The organism is Micromonospora sp. NPDC007271, assembly GCF_040634005.1.
Classification (GTDB): domain Bacteria; phylum Actinomycetota; class Actinomycetes; order Mycobacteriales; family Micromonosporaceae; genus Micromonospora.
The window spans coordinates 20,059-37,328 of record NZ_JBEYER010000043.1 but is presented as its reverse complement, the minus strand read 5'-3'; the positions used below and the strand labels follow the sequence as shown (position 1 = coordinate 37,328).

13 protein-coding genes are annotated in these 17,270 nt (G+C 75.0%); 9 read left to right on the top strand and 4 right to left on the bottom strand.

Annotated elements, in window-relative coordinates; genetic code table 11:
- The first annotated feature begins 88 nt into the window (after positions 1-88).
- The 6 genes from ABZ570_RS17250 (at position 89) to ABZ570_RS17225 (ending at position 5,419) form a co-directional block, all read left to right on the top strand.
- Complete coding sequence (locus ABZ570_RS17250; RefSeq protein WP_358063830.1) at positions 89-751, top strand: adenosylcobinamide amidohydrolase; 663 nt, start codon at positions 89-91, stop codon at positions 749-751.
- Between the two features lie 90 nt (positions 752-841).
- Complete coding sequence (locus ABZ570_RS17245; RefSeq protein WP_358063827.1) at positions 842-2,026, top strand: CapA family protein; 1,185 nt, start codon at positions 842-844, stop codon at positions 2,024-2,026.
- Between the two features lie 62 nt (positions 2,027-2,088).
- Positions 2,089-2,868 (top strand): endonuclease III, encoded by a 780-nt coding sequence (gene nth / locus ABZ570_RS17240; RefSeq protein WP_089004918.1) that lies wholly within the window; start codon positions 2,089-2,091, stop codon positions 2,866-2,868.
- A complete protein-coding gene (locus tag ABZ570_RS17235; protein WP_358063823.1) occupies positions 2,865-3,488 on the top strand; it encodes a TlpA disulfide reductase family protein in 624 nt (207 codons plus the stop codon). Before nth ends, ABZ570_RS17235 begins: the two co-directional genes overlap by 4 nt.
- Positions 3,485-4,177 carry a CoA pyrophosphatase gene (locus ABZ570_RS17230; protein ID WP_358063820.1) on the top strand — a complete coding sequence of 231 codons (693 nt, stop codon included), beginning with the start codon at positions 3,485-3,487 and terminating at the stop codon, positions 4,175-4,177. The genes ABZ570_RS17235 and ABZ570_RS17230 overlap by 4 nt, the downstream gene beginning before the upstream one ends.
- 63 nt (positions 4,178-4,240) lie before the next feature.
- Positions 4,241-5,419, top strand: coding sequence for a MarP family serine protease (locus ABZ570_RS17225; protein ID WP_358063817.1), 1,179 nt, complete (start codon positions 4,241-4,243; stop codon positions 5,417-5,419).
- Positions 5,420-5,566: 147 nt separating this feature from the next.
- Here the strand turns inward: ABZ570_RS17225 and ABZ570_RS17220 are convergent, their stop codons facing one another.
- The 3 genes from ABZ570_RS17220 to eccCa form a co-directional block, all read right to left on the bottom strand.
- Complete coding sequence (locus tag ABZ570_RS17220; protein WP_358063814.1) at positions 5,567-6,331, bottom strand: phosphatase PAP2 family protein; 765 nt, start codon at positions 6,329-6,331, stop codon at positions 5,567-5,569.
- A gap of 46 nt (positions 6,332-6,377) precedes the next feature.
- Positions 6,378-7,739, bottom strand: a complete 1,362-nt coding sequence (mycP, locus tag ABZ570_RS17215) for a type VII secretion-associated serine protease mycosin (protein WP_358063811.1) — start codon at positions 7,737-7,739, stop codon at positions 6,378-6,380.
- Positions 7,740-7,808: 69 nt separating this feature from the next.
- Positions 7,809-11,765 carry a type VII secretion protein EccCa gene (eccCa, locus tag ABZ570_RS17210; protein ID WP_358063808.1) on the bottom strand — a complete coding sequence of 1,319 codons (3,957 nt, stop codon included), beginning with the start codon at positions 11,763-11,765 and terminating at the stop codon, positions 7,809-7,811.
- A 102-nt stretch (positions 11,766-11,867) separates the two neighbouring features.
- On the opposite strand from eccCa, the gene eccD reads away from it, so the two are divergent.
- On the top strand, positions 11,868-13,271 hold the full coding sequence (gene eccD, locus ABZ570_RS17205) for a type VII secretion integral membrane protein EccD (protein WP_358063805.1): 1,404 nt from the start codon (positions 11,868-11,870) through the stop codon (positions 13,269-13,271).
- A gap of 58 nt (positions 13,272-13,329) precedes the next feature.
- On the opposite strand, the gene ABZ570_RS17200 is transcribed toward eccD, so the two are convergent.
- On the bottom strand, positions 13,330-13,830 hold the full coding sequence (locus ABZ570_RS17200; protein ID WP_358063802.1) for an inorganic diphosphatase: 501 nt from the start codon (positions 13,828-13,830) through the stop codon (positions 13,330-13,332).
- Positions 13,831-14,434: 604 nt separating this feature from the next.
- Between ABZ570_RS17200 and dacB the strand changes: the two genes are divergently transcribed.
- Positions 14,435-15,934 (top strand): D-alanyl-D-alanine carboxypeptidase/D-alanyl-D-alanine-endopeptidase, encoded by a 1,500-nt coding sequence (gene dacB / locus ABZ570_RS17195; RefSeq protein WP_358063891.1) that lies wholly within the window; start codon positions 14,435-14,437, stop codon positions 15,932-15,934.
- Positions 15,935-16,049: 115 nt separating this feature from the next.
- Entirely contained in the window at positions 16,050-17,120 is a 1,071-nt protein-coding gene (locus tag ABZ570_RS17190; protein ID WP_358063799.1) for a zinc-dependent metalloprotease, read from the top strand.
- The last annotated feature ends 150 nt before the right edge of the window (positions 17,121-17,270 follow it).

Sequence of the window (17,270 nt, the reverse complement as noted above, 5' to 3'; positions counted from 1 at the left end):
CGTCCGCTGATCCCCTCGCGCGCCCGCCAGTCTAGGCGCATGTGAGCAGGAATCAGAGGTGCACCCCTCGGATCGTAGGCTCTGCGACGTGCTGAGCGAGCCTTTCCTGACCACCCGTCCCGAGGACGGGCGGGATGTCCCGTTGCTGGTGTGGCGTGCCGAGGAGCCGCTGCTCGCGGTCGGTACCGCCCCGTTGGGCGGTGGGATCGGCGTACGCCGGTGGGTGGTCAACGCGACCGTGCCGATGTCGTACGACCGGGACGACCCGGCGGACCACCTGGCCGAGCTGGCCGACGGCCTGGGCCTGACCGGGCCCGGGGTGGGGCTGCTGACCGGGGTCGACGTGGCCGAGGTGGTGGCCCGGGCCGACACCGGCGTTCGGGTCTGGGCGACGGTCGGGCTCGGCACCCCGCTCTGGGCCGCCGCGCCCACCCCGGCGGCATCGGCTCAGCGCGTCGGCACGGTCAACATCGTGGTGTACGTCCCGGCCCGGCTCGGCGAGGCCGCCCTGGTCAACGCGGTGGCCACGGCCACCGAGGCCAAGGCGCAGGCGATCTGGGAGCTGGGGCTGCCCGCCACCGGCACGCCCACGGACGCGGTCACCGTGCTCTGCCCGGCCGACGGTGAGCCCGCCCCGTACGGCGGCCCCCGGTCGACCTGGGGTGCCCCGCTGGCCCGGGCCGTGCACGCGGCCGTCCGGGCCGGTGGCGCCGGAGCCGTCGTCCCCTGGTCCGACCGCCGGGCGGGCTGAGCCGGCCGGCGGCCCCCCGCTCGACCGGCCGGGCGTTTTCGACCGATCGGCCGTCGTCAGACCGTCTTCCGGGCGGTACCGTCGCGGACGATGTCCGCTCCCATTTCCGCCGCGTCCCGTCCCCGCCGCCGGCTGGCCGCCGCGCTCGGCATGCTGCTGTTCGCCCTGCTCGCCGCCGGCTGCGCCAACTCCACCGACGACGGGCCGGTCTGGCGGGCGGGCGAGACGGGCGGGTCGACCGGCGGGTCGACCGGCGCGGGGACCCCCGCCGGCGCCAAGCAGTCCGCCCAGCCGGCCGAGCCGCGCAAGAGCGTCTCGCTCGCCGCCACCGGCGATGTGATCATGGGCAACGCTCCGTCCCGGCTGCCGGCCAACGGGGGCAAGGGCTTCTTCGACGACGTCAAGGCCGCGCTCAAGGCCGACCTGGTGATGGGCAACCTGGAGGAGCCACTCACCGAGGACACCGGCGCCGGCAAGTGCGGACCCAACGCGACGGCCTGCTACCAGTTCCGGGCGCCGCCCGGCTACGCGGCGCATCTGCGCTCCGCCGGGTTCCAGCTGCTCAACCAGGCCAACAATCACGGGTACGACTACGGCCAGCAGGGCTACGAGAACACCCAGTCCGCGCTGGAGGCGCACGGGCTCAAGCACACCGGCGCGCCCGGCGAGATCACCGTCGTCGAGGTGAAGGGCGTGAAGATCGCCGTGCTGGGCTTCTCGTCGTACCCGTGGTCCAACAGCCTCACCGACCTGGACGCGGCCAGGAAGGTGGTCACCCTGGCCACCGAGCAGGCCGACCTGGTCGTGGTGCAGGTGCACATGGGGGCCGAGGGCGCCGAGAAGACCCGGGTGAAGCCGGGCACCGAGATGTTCTACGGCGAGAACCGGGGCGACCCGGTCCGCTTCTCACGCGCGGTGATCGACGCCGGTGCCGACCTGGTGATCGGGCACGGCCCGCACGTGCTGCGCGGCATGGAGTTCTACAAGGGTCGGCTGATCGCGTACAGCCTGGGCAACTTCGCCGGCGGCGGGCGGTCGCTGAACCCCACCGGACGGCTCGGCTGGGGCGGCGTGCTGAAGGTCTCGCTCGCGGCGGACGGCAGCTTCGTCGAGGGTGAGTTCACCTCGACGGCGATGAACAGCGTGGGGCGACCGGCGATCGACCGGCAGCACCGGGGCCTCGGGCTGGTCCGGGAGGTGAGCCGGGCCGACTTCCCGAAGACCGGCGCCCGGCTCGACGAGGACGGCCGGATCACCGCGCCGGCGGGCGGGTAGCCCGGCCGGTCCCGCGCGTGGGCCGCGCCGGGAGTTCGCCCGCGCGACGTAGGCTGGCCCGCGTGACCACGAGTTCCCCCGAGACCGACCTCGGCCGTACGCGCCGCGCCCGGCGGATCGGCCGGGTGCTGACCGAGACCCATCCCGACGCGCACTGTGAACTCGACCACTCCAACGCGCTGGAGCTGGCGGTCGCCACCATCCTGTCGGCCCAGTGCACCGACAAGAAGGTCAACGAGGTCACCCCGAAGCTCTTCGCCCGCTACCGCACCGCCGCCGACTACGCCGGGGCGGACCGCGCCGAGCTGGAGGAGCTGATCCGGCCCACCGGGTTCTACCGCAACAAGACCAGCTCACTGATCAACCTGGGCCGGGCGCTCTGTGAGCGGTACGACGGCGAGGTCCCGGGCCGGCTGGCCGACCTGGTCACCCTCCCCGGCATCGGCCGCAAGACCGCCAACGTGATCCTCGGCAACGCCTTCGGGGTCCCCGGCATCACCGTCGACACCCACTTCCAACGGCTGGTGCACCGGTGGAAGCTGACCGCCGAGACCGACCCGGTCAAGATCGAGCACGCCGTCGGCGCGCTGTACCCGAAGCGCGACTGGACGATGCTGTCGCACCGGGTGATCTTCCACGGTCGGCGGGTCTGCCACGCCCGCAAGCCCGCCTGCGGCGCCTGCACGCTGGTGAAGCTCTGCCCGTCGTACGGCACCGGGCCGACCGATCCGGTGGTGGCGGCCAAGCTGCTCAAGGGGCCCCGCGCCCGGGATCTCGCGGCGGCGGTCGGCATCGACCCGGATCTGGTGCCGCAGCAGGCGGTCGCGGCGGAGGTGCCGTGAACCGTCGGCTCGCGTACCTTCTCGCCCCGCTGCTGCTGGTGGTCGCCGGCTGCACCGCCACCGCCGAGCAGCCGGAGGGCCCGGCGCCGGCGACCCGGGCCGAGCGCCCGTCGCCGTTCGCCGACTGCGCCACGCTGACCGCCGCGCCGGCCTCGGCCGTCCCCGCCCCGAACGGCACCCCGGGCGACCAGCTGCCCGAGCTGACCCTCGCCTGCTTCACCGGCGGGGCGCCGGTCGCGCTGCGCGACATCAAGGGCCCGGCGGTGATCAACGTCTGGGCGTCCTGGTGCCCGCCCTGCCGCAAGGAGCTGCCCGCCTTCCAGCGGCTCAGCGAGCGGGCCGAGGGCCGGCTCCAGGTGATCGGGGTGAACAGCCGGGACAGCCGCGGCGGAGCGCAGTCCATCGGCGAGGACTTCGGCGTCCGCTTCCCCATGCTGGTCGACCAGGGCGACGCGTTCGAGCGGGCGCTCGAACGTAACGCCTTCCCGTTGACCGTGCTCGTCGACGGGGACGGCCGGATCCGGCACACCGACTCGACCGGCGCGCTCGACGACGTACGCCTGGCCGAGCTGGTTCGGCGGTATCTCGGCGTGGAGGTGCGGACGGAGCAGGGATCGTGACCCGGCAGCCGCCGGCGTGGCTGGACCCGCTGCTCAACCGGCTCGGCACCGCCCGCGCCGAGGACTTCACCCGGCTCACCACGCCGGAAAATGGCGGTCGGGAGAGCGCGGTGCTGGTGCTGCTCGGCGAGGAGCCGGCGGCCGGCCCCGATGTGCTGGTCCTGCAGCGCGCCGCCACGCTACGCAACCACGCCGGGCAGCCGGCCTTCCCCGGCGGCGCGGCCGACCCGGAGGACGCCGACGCCAGCGCCACCGCGCTGCGGGAGGCGAACGAGGAGGTCGGGCTCGACCCGGCCAGCGTCACCGTGCTCGCCGAGCTGCCCAAGCTGTGGATCCCGGTCAGCGACTTCGTGGTCACGCCGGTGCTCGCCTGGTGGCACGCCCCGCACCCGGTGCACCCCTGCGAACCGGCCGAGGTGGCGCACGTCGCGCGGCTGCCCGTCAGCGAACTGGTGGACCCGGAGAACCGGATGCGGGTACGCCACCCGAGTGGCTGGATCGGCCCGGCCTTCTCCGTACGGGGCATGCTCGTCTGGGGCTTCACCGCCGGGGTGCTCGACGCGCTGCTGCAGATGGGGGGCTGGGCCCGCCCCTGGCCGCGCTCCCGGGTGGTGGAGCTGCCGCCGACCGGGGCCGCCCCGGCACCCTCGGCGGGCACCGACGTGGTTGACGAGAGCCCGGTTCGTTGAACTGACGGTCACGTTCCGCGAGCGATGAGCCACCGGTCTGTCTGGTGCCCGTACCCTTGACGGGTGTCCGCCGTGGATCTCGTACTGCTCCTGCTCATGCTGGTGTTCGCAATCAGCGGATACCGCCAGGGCTTCGCCATCGGTGCGCTGTCGCTCTCCGGGTTCTTCCTGGGCGTGCTGGTCGGCCTCCAGGTCGGCCCGCTGGCCGCCCGGCAGTTCTCCGACAGCGGGACCCGGGTGCTGATCTCCCTGGTGGCGATCTTCGGGCTCGCTGTGCTGGGGCAGGCGCTGGCCGGCTGGATCGGCTCCCACCTGCGCCAGACCATCACCAGCCCGTTGGCCCGGCGGCTCGACGACATCGGCGGCGCGCTCGTCTCGGTCGTGGCGGTCATGCTCGTGGTCTGGCTGGTCATGGTGCCGCTGGGCTCCTCGGGGGTGCCCTGGGTGGCCTCCTCGGTGCGTAACAGCGCCCTGCTCACGGTGATCGACCGGATCATGCCCGACAAGGCGCAGCAGCTCTCCACGGCGCTGCGTGACACGGTCGACACCAACGGTTTCCCGGACGTCTTCGGCAACCTCGCGCCGACCCGCGCCCGACAGGTCTCTCCGCCGGACCCGACCCTGGCCGGTTCGCAGGTGGTGGCGAACAGCCAGCGTTCGGTGGTGAAGGTGCTGGGCTCCGCGCCCAGCTGCTCCCGCCGCATCGAGGGCTCCGGCTTCGTGTACGCGGACGACCGGGTGATGACCAACGCGCACGTCGTGGCGGGCACCCGCTCGGTGGCGGTGGAGCTGCGCGGCGAGCGCTACGACGGCGAGGTGGTCGTCTACGACCCGCAGCGGGACCTGGCTGTGCTGTACGTGCCGGGACTGCCCGGGCCGTCCCTCCGCTTCGCCGCCGGGCAGGCCGGCACCGGGGCGGACGCCATCGTGCTGGGCTTCCCCCTGGACGGCCCGTACGACGCCCGACCGGCCCGGATCCGGGACGTCGACCGCATCACCGGCCCGGACATCTACTCCTCCGGCGACGTGACGCGGGAGATCTACACGATCCGGTCGTGGGTCCGTAGCGGCAACTCGGGTGGCCCGCTGGTCTCCTCGAACGGGCTCGTGCTCGGGGTGATCTTCGCGGCGGCGGCCGACGACCCGAACACCGGCTTCGCGGTGACCGCCGCCGAGGCCCGGCCGGTGGCCCTGACGGGCGCCGAGCGTACCCGGGCGGTGGGCACCGGCGACTGCACCTGAGCGGGCCGGCGGCGCCGGAGCGCGACGCCTCCCGGCGCCACCCGCCCGGGCGGGCTACCTCGGCGGGCCGTCCGGGCCGGATTCGGCCAGCTCCGGCTCGACGCCCTCCCGGTCGGTACGCGCGGGCCGCCGACCCGTCCGGGCCCGTCAGGTGCGGAAGGCGGCCGTCGTCGCGGCGAGCACCGCCAGGCCGAGCAGCCACCCGCCGACCACGTCACTGGTCCAGTGCACGCCCAGCGCGATCCGGCTCAGCCCGGTCACCACCGTGATCAGCACCGCCGCGGCCCAGAGCGCCGAGCGCAGTGACCGCCGCTCGCGGGCGAACGGCAGGAGGACCAGCAGCAGGACCCCGGCGGCCAGGGTGGCGTTCAGCGCGTGCCCGGACGGGAAGGCGAACCCGGTCGCCCGCGCCACCGGGTCGAGCAGCTCCGGCCGGTGCCGGCCGACCAGCAGCTTGAGCAGCGCGCCGAGCAGGCCGCCGACGGTCATCGTGGTGACCACCCAGAGCGCCAGGGGCCCTGATTCGGCCTCCGCGCCGCTGGACGGCGCTTCGGACCGGATGACGGCTGGCCGGTGGGCCCGGCGGAGCAGCAGCCAGACGACCACCGCCCCGGCGGCGATCCGCAGCGGGCCGGGCGCGAAGACGTCGGTCCAGAGACTCATCAGCCGTACCCAGGCCGGGTGGTCGAGGGCGTACCGGTGCAGCGTGTCGGTCACCGCGGCGTCCAGCCGGTGCAGCGGCGGCCAGGCGGCCAGCACCAGCAGCGTCAGTAGGGTGAACGGCACCAGCACCAGGAATGCCGCGGCGGCCAGGGTGAGGCGGAGACCCAGCGAACGCTCCGGGTCGAGGCGGCGCTCCCGCCAGGACCGCTCGACGGCGGACCACCGGTCGCCCGTGCCTGCCCGCTTCATCCGGTGACCACTACCCAGAGACCCGCCCGGTCAGCCCGGCCGCGGTTCAGCGGCGCGCCTGCCGGTGCCAGCGGACCACCAGCGCCGCGCCCGTGACCAGGGCGACGAACAGGGCGAGACCGGCCCAGAGCCGCTCCGGCGCCGGCTCGTCGGCCTGCCCGGCCGCCCGGGCCGACCACCGGCTCTGCTGCCGGGGGGCGGTGAACGTGAACGGCTTGGGCCCCGCCCCGGCGGCCTCGGCGGCGTCCGGGCCGGAGCCGGGTGCCGGGCCGAAGCCCACCACGCCGGGGGAGTCGTTGTCGTCGAGCAGGTTGCGCCCGACCGACGGCACGTCGGTGGTCAGGGCGGCCACCGGATCCACCATGCCGAAGCCGAACCGGTCGTCGCGGCCGGTGGGGCCGAGGTCGCGGGCGGTGCTGGTCATCCGGTTGATGACGTCCCCGGCGGACATCTGCGGGTAGCGGGCCCGGATGAGGGCGGCCGTCGCGGCGACCAGCGGGGCCGCGAAGCTGGTCCCCTGCACCCGCCAGTATCCGCCGGGGCGGGCCCCGAAGAGCGCGGTGGCCGGCGCGGTGAGCACTGTCTGCGGCCCGGTGATCGACCCGGACCAGAGGTTCTGCGTGTTGCGCTCGAGGCCGGCGACGGCGATCACGCCCGGCTCGCGGGCCGGATACCAGACCTTGGAGGTCTTCGAGGTGGCCAGGTTGCCGGTGCAGGCGACCACCACGACGTCCCGGGCGAAGGCGTAGTCGAGGGCCGCGGCCAGGGCGGGGCTGTCGCCGCTGCCGCCCAGCGACAGGTTGATCACTCGGGCGCCCTGGTCGACCGCCCAGCGCACGCCCTTGGCGACGATCATCGCGTCGTCGTAGCGGTTCTCGTCGTCGAGCACCCGGACCGGAAGGATGCGGGCGTCCGGCGCCAGCCCGACCACGCCGCGGTCGTCGTCGGCGCGTCCGGCGATCAGGCCGGCGACCGTGGTGCCGTGCCCCACCGGGTCCGGCCCGTCGGCGCGGTCGGGAGAGACCAGGTCGATGCCGGGCAGCACCTGACCGGCCAGGTCCGGGTGGCTACCGTCCACTCCGGAATCGACCACCGCGACCACCACGCCGCGCCCGGTCGACGTACGCCACGCGGTCTTCGCCCGCAGCTCGTCGAGCTGCCACTGCTCCTCGCGGACCTGGTCCACCCGGGCGGTCGTGTCCACGGGGGCCAGCCAGGCCGGCCCGGCCGCGGTGCCCGGCCGCGCCGAGGCGGTGTGCGCGGGCGGGGCCGCGTGCGCGGGCGGGGCCAGCGGGCCGACCACGGCGGCGACGGTGGCCACCAAGCCGAGCAGCCCGCGACCGGCCAGACGCCGGATCGCGGTCGAGGCTCCCTGCCGATCCCTGGTCACATTCCCCAGCCATTCCATCCCGACCGAAACACGCTGCTCGGAGATTACCGGTTCTCCCGTACGTCACGGGGCAAGTCGGTGGAGCGGTCAGCCTGGCGGTAGGTGGGCCAGTTGCACCAGGCGTACGCCCTCCCGGCGGGTGACCAGGCGGCCCCGGCCGGGCGGCAGTGGACCTGCCTTCACCTGACCGACGAGCGGCCCCTCCTCCGGCCCGCCGGACATCACCAGGCCGGGCGTCGAGAGTTCCCGCAGCCGCTGGATGATCGGCTCGTACGAGGTCCGGCCGGCCCCGCCGGTGCGGCGGGCCAGCACCAGGTGCAGGCCGACGTCCCGGGCGTGCGGCAGGTGCTCCTCCAGCGCGCGCAGCGGGTTCGTCGGCCCGCCGGCCACCAGATCGTAGTCGTCCACCAGCACGAACAGCTCCGGCCCGGTCCACCACGACCGGCTGCGCAGCTCGGCCGGAGTGACCTCCGGCCCGGGGATCCGCCCCTGGAGGTAGCCGGCCGCCGACTCGATCAGCTCGGTGGTGTGCGGCGCCGCCGTGCCGTACCCGATCAGGTGCGGCGTCTCGATCGTCCCCATCAGGCTGCGCCGGTAGTCCACCAGCATCACCCGGGCCTGCTCGGGCGAGAACCGGTTGACGATCGAGGTGGCCAGCGCGCGCAGGAACGACGACTTGCCACACTCCGCCTCGCCGAACACCACGAAGTTCGGCTCGGTGGCGAAGTCCAGCACCACCGGGCGCAGGTCCGCCTCGGCCACCCCGATCGGAAAGGCGAGCCCGCTGGTCGCCCGCTGGTCCAACTCGGCGTACGGCAGCACCGGTGGGAGCAGTCGCACCCGGGGTGCCGGCGGGCCGGTCCACGCCTCGGTGATCGCCTTGACCAGGTCGGTCGTCTCCGCGCCCAGGCCGGTGACCCGGGGCTCGGCGGTGAGGAAGTGCAGCCCGCCCCCGGTGATGCCCCGTCCCGGCTGCCCGTCCGGCACGGTCGCCGCGACCGGGCGCTTGACCACCAGTGAGTCGGCCGGGTCGCCGAGGCGCAGTTCGAGCCGCGAGCCGAAGAGGTCCCGGATCGCCGGCCGGAAGTCCGACCAGCGCAGCGCGCTGGCCACCACGTGCACCCCGTACGCCAGGCCCCGGGTGGCCAGCTCAGTGACCAGCGGTTCCAGGTCCTCGTACTCGGTGCGCAGGCTGTTCCAGCCGTCGATCACCAGGAACACGTCGCCGAACGGGTCGGTGCCGGGCTGCCCACCGGCCAGCGCGGCGGCCCGCCGCCGTCGCCAGGCCGCCATCGACTCCACGCCCGCCTCGGCGAAGCGCCGCTCCCGCTCGGCCAGCAGGGTGACGATCTCGCCGACCGTCCGGCGTACCGCGGTGTCGTCGGACCGCCCGCTCACCCCGCCGACGTGCGGCAGGTCGCGCAGCGCGCCGAGCGTCCCGCCGCCGAGGTCGAGGCAGTAGACCTGTGCCTCGGCCGGGGTGTGGGTGAGCGCCAGCGCGCAGATCAGCGTACGCAGCAGGGTGGACCGGCCGCTGCGCGTGGTGCCCACCACCGCCACGTGGCCGGCCGCCCCGTCCAGAGCCAGCCACAACAGGTCCCGGCGCTGCTCGAACGGCTTGTCCACCACCGCCACCGGAACCTGGAGGGCGCCGTGCAGTTCGGGGTTGCCGACGGTGAGCCCGCGTACCGGGTCGACGCCGACCGGGCCGAGCAGCTCATCGAGGGCGGGGGAGGAGTCCAGCGGCGGCAGCCACACCTGGTGCGCCGGCGGCCCCTGCCCGGCGAGCCGCCCGACCAGCAGGTCGAGCAGGCTCTCGGTGGCCTCCTCGACGACGGGGAGCGCGGCCTGCGAGGCCGGCTCGGGCACCGGCACGAGATGGGTGGAGAAGGCCAGCAGCCGGGGCGGACCCCCGCCCGCCCCGCCGGCCGGACCGCCCCGGCGGCGGGCCGGGCCGGAGACGTACGCGGCCTTGAACCGGACCAGCGGATCGGTGCCCGCGCGCAGGTAGCCGTGCCCGGGGGTGCGGGGCAGCTCGTACGCGTCCGGCACGCCGAGCACCGTCCGCGACTCCAGCGCGGAGAAGGTGCGCAACCCGATCCGGTACGACAGGTGGGTGTCGAGCCCCCGTAGGCGGCCCTCTTCCAACCGCTGGCTGGCCAGCAGCAGGTGTACGCCGAGCGACCGGCCCAACCGGCCGATCTGGACGAACAGGTCGATGAAGTCCGGCTTGGCGGAGAGCAGCTCGGAGAACTCGTCGCAGATCAGCAGCAGCGACGGCAGCGGGGCGAGCGGGGCGCCGGCGGACCGGGCCCGCTCGTAGTCGCGCAGGCTGGCGAAGTTGCCGGCCCGGCGCAGCAGCTCCTGTCGGCGCATCAGCTCGCCGTTGATGGCGTCCACCATCCGGTCGACCAGCGGTAGCGCGTCGGCCAGGTTGGTGATCACCGCGGCGGTGTGCGGCAGCCGCTCGAACGGCGCGAAGGTGGCGCCGCCCTTGAAGTCGACCAGGACGAAGTTGAGCTGCTCCGAGCTGTGCGTGGCAGCCAGCCCGAGCACCAGGCTGCGGAGCAGTTCGGACTTGCCGGAGCCGGTCGCGCCGATGAGCAGACCGTGGGGGCCCATGCCGTCCTGCGCCGACTCCTTGAGGTCCAGCTCGATCGCACCGCCGCCGTCGGCGCCCACCCCGATCGGCACCCGCAGCCGGTCCCGGGCGGCGCGGGGCGTCCAGCCCTGCTCGGCGGTGAAGCCCTCCGGGTCGCCGATGCCGAGCAGCTCAGGCAGACCCGGCTCGGCGCCCGGCGGGGCGTCGGCTCCGCGTACCGTGCCGGCGAGCCGCAGCGGGGCGAGCCGCCGGGCGACCGCCTCGGCGTCGGCGAGGTCCAGCCCGTCGGCGGTGCCGACGTCCGCGGCCCCCTCGGCGGAGTGCGAGCGTAGCCGGCCGTCGGCCAGGTCGAGCAGGAGGGCGTACCGGTCGAGCAGGCGGGGCGGCGGCGTGTCCAGGTCGAGCACGGTGACCCCGTCGATGCCGCCGTCGCCGACCAGGCCGGTGGCCCCGGTCAGGTCGCCGCCGTCGAGCACCACCACCACGTGCGGTCCGTCCGTCGCCGGTCCGGCCGGACTGAACCGGGACCGGCTGGCCAGCACCTCGTCGAGGAGCCGTTCCAGCTCGGCGGCGGAGCTGCTGACGAGCCGGACCGGGCCGAGCGCGTCGGTGCGGCTCGGGTGGTGGGCGTGTGGCAGCCACTTCACCCATTCCCAGAGCGCCCGCCGTTCCGGCCCCGCGCAGATCGCGATGAGCAGTTCCTCGGGGGCGTGGAAGACGGCGAGCTGGGTGAGCACGGCCCGGGCCAGCGCCTGCGCGGCCGGGGAACCGCCGGGCACGCCCGGGCCGCGCACGTAGACCCGGGCGAAGCTGCGCAGCGAGAGCGCCACTGGCAGATCCCGCACCACCGAGTAGGCGTCGAGGAAGCGGCGCAGCGCCCCCGCGGTCATCGGCTCCAGCTCCTCCAACGGTCGGGTGACCGGCGGGACCAGCGGGGTGGCCAGCGTCTGCGGCCCGACCCCGACCCGGACCACGGCGAAGTCCGGGTCGCCCGGCCGGCGCTCCCACACCCGGTGGCTGTTCACCGTCGACCAGAGCCGCCCGGGGTCGGGGTGCCGGTAGTAGAGTCCGGCCCGCTGCGCTGCGGCCGTCTCCCGGACCCGGCGGCGCAGGGCGGCCAGGTGCCGCAGGTACTCCCGGCGGGCGGCCATCATCTCCGACCTGCGCGGGGTGCCGGAGGCGCTGCCCCAGGAGGTGACCAGCATCGCCACCGACGAGAGCCCGAACATGCCGCCCACCACGTACGAGTAGGCGCCGCCGCCCCGGCCGAACATCATCGCCATCGCCACCGCGCCGCCGAGCATGGGCAGCACCATCAGCGCCTGCTGCCAGCGCCCGCCGACGGCTACCGGGATTTCCGGCGGCGCCTCCACGGGCAGCTCGCCGGCCGGGATCTCCGGGGCCGGTCGGCGCGGCGGTCGCTTGATGACGACAGTGGACACGGACCCTCCAATTGTGGCTCTGGGTAACCCGAGCCTGGCTCATGGTAGGTAAAGTCCTGGTGTCCGTCAGCCACCGCTCTCGCTCGATATGGAGTTACCTCGATGACGACCGGGCTGGCCCGGGTCACGATCAGCGCCCCTCAGCGACGGGTGGACGTGGCCCTGCCGGAGCAGGTTCCCCTGGCCGAGCTGCTGCCCGAGGTGCTCCGGCACGCCGGGGAGGGGCTCGCCGACGACGGCGAGCGGCACGGCGGCTGGGTGCTGCGCCGCACCGACGGCGTCGTCCTGACCACCGCGCAGGCGCTGCTCCCGCAGGGCGTACGCGACGGCGAGGTGCTGCACCTCGTCCCGGCCCGGGCCGAGTGGCCCGAGCTGGAGTACGACGACGTGGTCGAGGCGATCGCCGACGGGGCCCGGCGGCGGGGCACCGCCTGGTCGCCGGCCGCCACCCGGGCCGCCGCGCTGGCCGGGGCGGGCGTGCCGCTGGCCGTGGGGCTGCTCGCCGTGCTGGCCGCCGGTCCCGGGCACCGGACCGGCTGGCCGGTCGCCGCCACCGTGAGCCTGCTCCTCGTGCTCGCCGCCACCGTCGCCTCCCGCGCGTACGGCGACGGGCCGGCGGCCGCCACCCTCGGCGGTTACGCCCTGCCGTACGCCGCAGCGGCCGGTGCCCTCGCGGTCGGTTCCGGCGATCCGATCGGCCCGTTCGGGCCGCTGCCCTGGGTGGGTGCGCCCGAACTGCTGGCCGGTTCGGTGGCGCTGCTGCTGGTGTCGGTGCTCGGCCTGCTCGGAGTGGCGAGCCGGTCCCGCGTCTGCGTGGCCGGGGCCACCGTCGGGGCGGCCGGCTGGCTCGCCGCCCTCGGCGGGCTCTCCCTCGACCCGGCGGGCACCGCCGCGGTGCTGCTGTGCGTGCTGGTCTTCGCCCTCGGCGGGCTGCCGCTGCTGGCCATCCGCCTCGGCAAGATGCCGCTGCCGCCGATCACCCTGCCGCCGGCCAACCCGGCCGGCGGCTCCGGCGGCGTCCGCGACCTGCCCGACAGGGGCCGGGTGCACGCGGCGGTGGCCCGGACCGAGGAGATGCTCACCGGGATGCTGCTCGGGCACGCCCTGCTGGCGGTCGCCGCCGCGGCGGTGCTGGCCGCGGCCGGCGGGTGGTCCGGCCGGCTGCTGGCGGCGGTGGGCTGCGGTGTGCTGCTGCTGCGCTCCCGGCTGTTCGTGGCCGTCCGTCACCGGGTGCCCCCGGTCGCCGCCGGGCTGGCCGGGTACGTCCTGCTCGGCGCGGTGCTCGTCGGCCACGTCGGCCCCGGCGGCCGGTTCGCGCTGGCCGTCGGCGGGCTCACCCTGGCCCTGCTCGCCGTCGCGGCCGGCGCCGCGTACGCGCGGCGCCCGGCCTCCCCGTACCTCGGTCGCCTGGCCGACCTGGCCGACACGGCGCTAGTGGTCTCCGTGGTGCCGGTGGCCTGTGCGGTGCTGCACCTCTACGACCGGGCCCGCGGGTTGCTCGGCTGATTAGACGCGCGGGCCCGGGCCACTCCGTGGAGCGGCCCGGGCCCGTCGACGTCGAAGATCAGTGCTCGCCGCGCTCGGCGGCCTCCTTGGCGCGCTGGAACGAGGCCCGGATCTCGGCCTCGGCCTCGGTGCGGCCCACCCAGGTCGCGCCCTCGACCGACTTGCCGGGCTCCAGGTCCTTGTACACCTCGAAGAAGTGCTGGATCTCCAGCCGGTCGAACTCGCCCAGGTGGTGGATGTCCCGCAGGTGCTCCTGGCGCGGGTCCTCGTAGGGGACGCAGAGGACCTTGTCGTCGCCGCCCTTCTCGTCGGTCATCCGGAACATGCCGATGGTGCGGCAGCGGATCAGGCAGCCCGGGAAGGTGGGTTCGGGCACCAGCACCAGCGCGTCCAGCGGGTCGCCGTCCTCGCCCAGCGTGCCCTCGATGAAGCCGTAGTCGGCCGGGTACTGCGTGGAGGTGAAGAGGGTGCGGTCCAGCCGGATTCGGCCGGTCACGTGGTCCACCTCGTACTTGTTGCGGTGACCCTTCGGGATCTCAACCGTGACGTCGAAATCCATCTTCCACGCTCCCTCGTTTGCCCACGCTGGCCAACGGAACCAGTGTCGCCGCTCCCGGACAGGGGGAATCACCCCCGCCGGCTCCGGCCGCCGCATAGTGTTCGGACCGAAGTAGTGTCACTCAAGGTGCTTTCGAGCGGGGGAGGAGGGGGTCGTGGGGAGGGAAGATTCACACTACCGCCCCGAGAGGGTTGACGGACGCGGGTCCGGCGCTTCCGGTTCCGGCGGTGCGACCGGGCGCGTACCGGTCCCCGACGCGCAGTTCCCGCGCGTCCCCGTCCGGCCGACCGGGTCCGCCCCCGTCGGCCGCGGCGACCCCCGGCCGTACGGCGCCGATCCGCAGGCCCATGGCGCCGGCCCCCGGGCGTACGGCGCCGATCCCCGGGCCTATGGCGCCGACCCGGGGGGCCGCGTCGACTCCCGGGCCTATGGCGCCGACCCGGGGGGCCGCGTCGACTCCCGGGCGTACGGCGGCGACCCCCGGGCCTATGGCGGTGACCACCGGACGTATGGCGGCGATCCGGCGACCCGGGCCGACCCGGGGTGGTACGGCCAGGGCCCGAACGCCCCGGTGAGCGGGCCGGCGCACGACACGCCCGGCGGGATGCCGGTGAGCCCGCCGGTCCCGCCGTACGGGGCCGCGCCGCCCCCACCCCCGCCGCCCCCGCGCCGCCGGCTCCGGCTGGTCGCGGTGCTGTCCGTCGTGCTGATCGTCGTCCTGGCCGGCGTCGGGCTGGTCGTGGTCCGCCCCGGCCCGGTCGCCGGCTGGCTCGGTGGCGAAGCCGCGCCGAAGGCGAGCGCCCAGCCGTCCGAGCCCGACCCACCCGCCGTGCTCGCCGGCGCCGACGCCAACGCGCCGCTGCCGACCCCGGAGGGGGTACGTGCCGCGCTCGAGCCGCTGGTCCGCGCCGCCGCGCTCGGCGACCGGGTGAACGTGTCGGTGGCCGACGTGGCCACCGGCCAGGAGCTGTACGGCCGTGGGCAGGACGATCCCACCGTCCCCGCCTCGGTGACCAAGCTGGCGACCGGGGTGGCCGCGCTGGCCGCCCGGGGGCCGGCGTATCGCATCCCCACCCGGGCGGTGGCCGGCGCGGCCCCCGGCGAGGTGGTCCTCGTCGGCGGCGGCGATCCGTCCCTCGCCGTGGACAAGAACGGCTTCTACCCGGGCGCGGCCCGGCTCGACGACCTGGCCGGCCAGGTGCGCAAGGCGCTCGGCGGCACCGCACCGACGAAGGTCACCGTCGACTCGTCCCTGTTCTCCGGCCCGGTGTACGAGCCCGGCTGGGACGACGACATCCCGACCGGCGGGTTCGGCGCGCCGATCACGGCGCTGACGACCGACGCCGCGCGAAAGGATCCGGAGCGGGCCCGGAAGAACTTCGACGAGGCTCACGGCGCGGCCGAGCGGGTGCCGCAGCCGGACCTCACCGCTGGCCGGCAGTTCGCGAAGCTGCTCGGGCTCTCCGGCGACGCCGCTGAGGTGAAGCGGGGCAGCGCGCCCGCCGCCTCCGGCGCCTCGGCCGGGGCGCCCGGCACGGAGCTGGGCAAGGTCGAGTCACTGCCGATGATCCGGCTGGTCGACATCATGATCAGCGACAGCGACAACGTCGTCGCCGAGTACCTGGCCCGGCAGGTGGCGCTGACCAAGGGCAAGCCGGCCTCGTTCGTCGGCGGCGCGGCCGCCACCGACCAGGTGCTGGGCGAGCTGGGCCTGCCGGCCGACGAGATCAGCCTGGCCGACGGCAGTGGGCTGTCCCGGACCAACCGGATCAGCCCGTCCCTGCTCACCGACCTGATCACCCTCGCTGGCAACGGCAGTCACCCGGAGCTGGCGGCGATCTTCGGCGGTCTGCCGGTCGGCGGCTGGTCCGGCACCCTGGACAGCCGCTACCAGAAGGCGGCGACGAAGGCCGGGGCCGGCGTGGTCCGGGCCAAGACCGGCACGCTGACCGGGGTCAACGCGATCGCCGGGCTGGTCACCACCGCCGACGGCCGGCTGCTCACCTTCGCCGTGCTGACCGACCGGACGACCGGCGGCCTCGACGAGACCCGGGAGGCTCTCGACCGGATCAGCTCCGCCCTGGCCGGCTGCGGCTGCCGCTGATCCGCATCCGGCGTTCGTCGCCCGGGTCGGGACCGAGGTCCCGACCCGGGCGAGCGGCATCGATCGCCCGCCGCGAGCCGGGGTGGGGGTGTCGCGGCGCGGGTACGGTGGGTTCATGGCGCAGTTCGTGGACTGGGATCTGGCCGCCGCCACCGCGGGGGCGCTGGGCAAGTCGGGCCCCCGCGTGTCGTACGCCGAGGCCACCGACGTGGTCGGTGAGCTGCGCCGGCTGACCGAGGAGGCGGCCGGGCACGTCGCGGACTACACCGGCCTGCGCGCCCAGGTCACCCATCCCCCGGTACGCGTGGTCGACCGCCGGGACTGGGCGGCCGCCAACATCGACGGGCTGCGCGAGGTGATCGGCCCGCTGGTGAACCGCCTCTCCGGCGACAAGCGCCCCGGGCCGCTGACCGAGGCGATCGGCTCCCGCCTCACCGGGGTGCAGGCCGGCACGGTCCTGGCGTACCTCTCCGGCCGGGTGCTCGGCCAGTACGAGGTCTTCGCCGGCGACCCCGGCCAACTGCTGCTGGTCGCGCCGAACATCGTCGAGGTGGAGCGGAAGCTGCAGGCCGACCCCCGGGACTTCCGGCTCTGGGTGTGCCTGCACGAGGTGACCCACCGGACCCAGTTCACCGCCGTGCCGTGGATGCGGGCGTACTTCCTCAGCGAGGTGCAGGCGTTCGTGGACGCGGCGCAGGGCGGCGAGCACCTGCTGGAGCGGCTGCGGCGAGGTGTCGCCACCCTGGCCGACGCGGTGAAGGACCCGGACAGCCGGGCCAGCGTGCTGGACCTCGTGCAGACCCCGGCGCAGCGGGCCGTGCTCGACCGGCTGACCGCCCTGATGACCCTGTTGGAGGGGCACGCCGAGTTCGTGATGGACGGCGTCGGTCCCCAGGTGATCCCCAGCGTCGAGTCGATCCGGGCGACGTTCAACCGCCGCCGGGAGTCCGGCAACCCGCTGGAGAAGGCGATCCGTCGGCTGCTCGGCATCGAGGTCAAGATGCGCCAGTACGCCGAGGGGCGCAAGTTCGTGCACGGTGTGGTCGACCGGGTCGGCATGGCCGGCTTCAACAAGATCTTCGCTTCGCCGCTGACCCTGCCCCGACTCGACGAGCTGGGCGACCCGGACGCCTGGGTGGCCCGGGTGCACGGGGGGCCGGCCGGCACCGCCCCGGTGGTCGGCTGAGCCGCCCGCACCCGTGAGCGCGAGGAGTGAGCCGTCTTGCGAGCCCCGCAGTCGCGAACGAAGACGGGTACCCGTGAGCGCGAGGAGTGAGCCGGTCTTGCGAGCCCCGCAGTCGCGAACGAAGACGGGTACCCGTGAGCGCGAGGAGTG